Source organism: Halomonas sp., assembly GCF_041689495.1.
Taxonomy (GTDB): domain Bacteria; phylum Pseudomonadota; class Gammaproteobacteria; order Pseudomonadales; family Halomonadaceae; genus Halomonas.
This window is the reverse complement of record NZ_JBDNGD010000501.1, coordinates 1-3871: the sequence shown is the minus strand read 5'-3', so window position 1 is coordinate 3871 and position 3871 is coordinate 1. Positions and strand designations below refer to the sequence as shown.

At 64.4% G+C, this 3871-nt stretch carries 3 protein-coding genes; 1 reads left to right on the top strand and 2 read right to left on the bottom strand.

The genetic code is table 11. The annotated features are described in order from the left end of the window. The coding region (locus ACESMD_RS14910; protein ID WP_372614515.1) for a hypothetical protein at positions 1–511 on the top strand (511 nt) is incomplete at its 5' end. Between the two features lie 21 nt (positions 512–532). Here the strand turns inward: ACESMD_RS14910 and ACESMD_RS14905 are convergent. Then, positions 533–3160 carry an EAL domain-containing protein gene (locus ACESMD_RS14905; protein ID WP_372614513.1) on the bottom strand — a complete coding sequence of 876 codons (2628 nt, stop codon included), beginning with the start codon at positions 3158–3160 and terminating at the stop codon, positions 533–535. Between the two features lie 313 nt (positions 3161–3473). Next, positions 3474–3871 (bottom strand): M24 family metallopeptidase (locus ACESMD_RS14900; RefSeq protein WP_372614511.1); only part of this gene is annotated, 398 nt, incomplete at its 5' end.

The following is a 3871-nucleotide window of genomic DNA, read 5'->3' as shown; positions in this document are numbered from 1 at the left end:
CGAGATTGCCCCGGGGGCCGACCTGGAACGGGACATCCTGGCGCTGATGGATTTCACGCCCCTGATGCCCGAGCCACCACGACCCATGGACGATCGCATCTTCCGTGAGGCGCCCATGGGCCTGCGTGACGTGCTGCTCAGCCAGCCACTGGCACAGCGCCTCAGCCTGGACGAACGCGACGACATCTTCTTCATCAACTTCGAGAACCTGAGGATCAGCACCCGGGAGGACGTCGAGGCCATCGAGCATGAGGTGGAGACCCGGCTGGCACCCCTGGGCCGTCGGGTCTACGCCATCGTCAACTATGACCACTGCCGCATCGACGAGGCCGTGCTCGAGGCCTATACCGAGATGGTGCGCCGTCTGGAGGAGCGCTTCTATTCGCGGGTCACGCGCTACACCACCAGCAGTTTCATGCGCCGCAAGCTCGGCCATGCGCTGGAGGCACGCGCCGTCCCGCCACACATCTATGAGGACGCCGAGGAAGCGCGGGCACACCTGAAGGAATAGCCAATGCGTCGTCGACGGCATTCAACCGGCGTGGAGGGGACCTACGTCCAGCGCCTCGACCGGCACCGGCCTGCCGAAGAGGTAGCCCTGGAAGGCCTGGCAGCCGTGTGCCGTCAGCCAGGCACGCTGGTCCTCGGTCTCGACCCCCTCGGCGATCACCTCCAGCTGCAGGCTCTCGGAAAGCGCGATGATGCTGGCAACGATGGCCGCACTGGCCTTGTCCTCCAGCAGGTCACGCACGAAGGACTGGTCGATCTTGAGCTGGTCCAGGGGCAGGCGCTTGAGGTAGGAGAGCGAGGAGTAGCCGGTGCCGAAGTCGTCCATGGCGAAGGTCACGCCGTGTTCCCTGAGGCCCTGCATGGTGTTGCGGGCCTCGTTGCGGTCATGGACAAACAGGCTCTCGGTCACCTCGAGCTTGAGCCGCTCGGGGCGGGCGCCGGTGCGCGCCAGAATGGCCAGTACCCGAGCGGCGAAATCCGACTCGCGAAACTGCACGGGGCTGACATTGACCGAGATCGTCAGGTCGGCCGTGGCAGGATCAGCGGCCCAGACCGCCAGCTGCCGACAGGCGGTCTCCAGCACCCAGCCGCCGATGGGCACGATCAGCCGGTTCTCCTCGGCCAGCGGGATGATTTCTCCCGGGGAGACCATGCCGCGCTCCGGATGCTCCCAGCGCAGCAGCGCCTCGGCGCCGATCATTCTTCCGCCTGTATCCACCTGGGGCTGATAGTGGAGCCGGAACTCGCCCCGGGGCAGCGCCTGGCGCAGGTCCGCCTCGAGCCGGGCACGCTGCTGCAGTTGCGCCTGCATGGTGGGGTCGAAGAAGCGCAGGGTGTCTGGCCCCTCCTCCTTGGCCTTGAACAGCGCCATGTCGGCCTGCTGGAGAATCTGCTCCGGGGTCGTCTCATGATCGCGATAGAGGGTAGCCCCGAGGCTGGCGGTCACCTTCACCTCGACACCATTCAGGAGAACCGGCGCCTGGAGCACGCCGAGCAGCTTATAAGCGATACGCTCGACTGCCAACGCCACCTGCGCCTGGTCGCGGCCGAGGTCGTGCAGCAGCACGGCGAACTCGTCGCCACCCAGCCGCGCCAGGATGTCGGTCGCGCGCAGCACCTGCCGCAGCGGCAAGGCGACCTGCTGCAGCAGGTGGTCGCCGGCCAGGTGGCCCTGGGTATCGTTGACCTGCCTGAAGTTGTTCAGGTCGAGGTAGAGCAGTGCACCGAACTGGCCGTTGCGGTCGCTGTCCTTCAGCAAGCCCTCCAGGCGAGCGAGCATCAGCCAGCGGTTGGGCAGCCCGGTCAGGGGGTCATAGAAGGCGAGTTGGTGGATCTCCTCCTCGGCGGCCTTGCGCTGGGTGATATCGCTGAAGGTGGCCACATAGTGGGTCAGCTCGCCGGCCTCGTCGTGCACCGCGCTGATGGTCAGCCACTCGGGGTATACCTCACCGTTCCTGCGTCGGTTCCAGATCTCTCCCTGCCAGCTGCCGTTCTCTCGCACGCGCTCCCAGAGGTGCCGATAGAAGGCCTCGTCGTGGCGACCGGAGCTGAGCAGGCTCAGATTGCGGCCCAGCACCTCGGCCTCGGAATAGCCGGTGATGCGGGTGAAGGTATCGTTGACCTTGAGGATCCTGGCTTGGGCATCGGTGATGACCATGCCCAGGTGGGTCTCAAAGGCGGTCGCGGAGATGCGCAGCTCCTGCTCGGCATGACGGGCCTCGACCACTCGCCGACGCAGTTCGGCCTCCAGAGACAAGCGATTGAGATAGTGGCGCAGCGCCAGGCCGCCCAGGGTGGAGATGACCAATGCAACGATGCCCAGAATCCACAGGCGGTGATACCAATCGGCTAGCAAGACGTCGGTCTCTTCACCGACCACCACGACCAGGGGCAACTCGCCTACCCGCTGAAAGGCATAGACCCGTTCCTCACCATCCAGTGGAGACAGGGTCCTCAGGCTGGTACTTTCCTCGCCGCTATCGATGAATCGTCGTGTCGATGGCTCGACGACCTGGGTACCCAGTACATCGAGGCGAACGTCGTCGACGAAGGCGGGCCGTCGGGCCAAGAGTTGCATCCGAGTATCGATGATGGCAATGCTTTCCCCGCGGGCCATGGACAGCTCCTCGAGCGTCTGCGCAAGCATCGAAGGATCCAGGTAGGCCACCAGCAGGCCCCTGGATTGCCCATCGTCACCCTGTAGACGACGGACCTGGACCAGGAGATAGACATCGCCATCGGCCGAGGCGACAAGCGGCGACACCCGGTCATCAAGGTCCGGATCTTCCGCGAAGGGGCGGAAATAGGGCCGCTCACTGAGATCCTGTCCGCGTCCCGGGTCCGGGCGGGAAGAAGCGACCAGACGACCCTCATCATCGAGGATGCTCAGGGCCTCGACGTTATCGAACTCGTCACTTCGCTGCCGCAGGTGCGACTCAAGGCCGGAGATGGACTCCTGAAGATCGAGCAGACGTGCCCGCATGGGGGAATCGAAGAGATGCACCAGGCCCGCCATGATCTGGTCGCTGGTCTCGAAGGTACTGGCGACCCACTCGACAACCAGATCGGCCCGGGCGGCAACCCGTTCACGGCCCACCGCGAGATCCCGCTGGTACTGATCGACCATGAGGCTACCCAGGGTGCCTGTCATGATCAGCAGCAAGCACAGGTAGAAACCGATCGCCCTTCGCCGATTAGTGATGAAAGTTTTCTACCTGCCCATGGGGCGGAGCATCTTGCATCGACTCAACAATCCTTTTGACGGAGATGTTTCCCATGATAATCAATGGGATACGCCATAACATTGAGACAGGATAGTTAAGCAAAGAACATCAGCCATCACCACTCAGGATGACGCTGGATCTCCTCGGCCATGACAACTGACGATACAGCCAGCGTCAGACCAACCAGCCAAGGCATGACGATTCGCCTCCCTCCCCCCCTGATCAACTCCTGATGACGGTTCATCTGGACTCCTTCAATTGCCAGTCGTTGTCGGTAAGCGGCTCGCCGCCCTGAGGCGTGACACGCACGGTGTCGCTCAGACCGATGCCCCACTGCCCCGGCAGTCGCAGGCAGAGCGGCAGGTGGAAGACCATGTCGGCCTCGAACGTTCGCTCCTGGCCGCGAGCGATGTAGCCCGTGCCCTCGACCCAGCTGGGCGGGAACTGGGCGCCCACGGCGTAGCCGAAGACTCCCGAGAAGAAGACCCGGTCGATGTGTGGGGCAAGCTGTGCCTCGGCGGCGCGGGCGGCATCATCGAAGCTGTTGCCGGGACGCATGGCCGCCGTCAGTGCCTCGAACATCCCGCGACAGACATCGCGCAGCGCCTGCATCTCCGGATGCGCGCGCCCGGCCACGG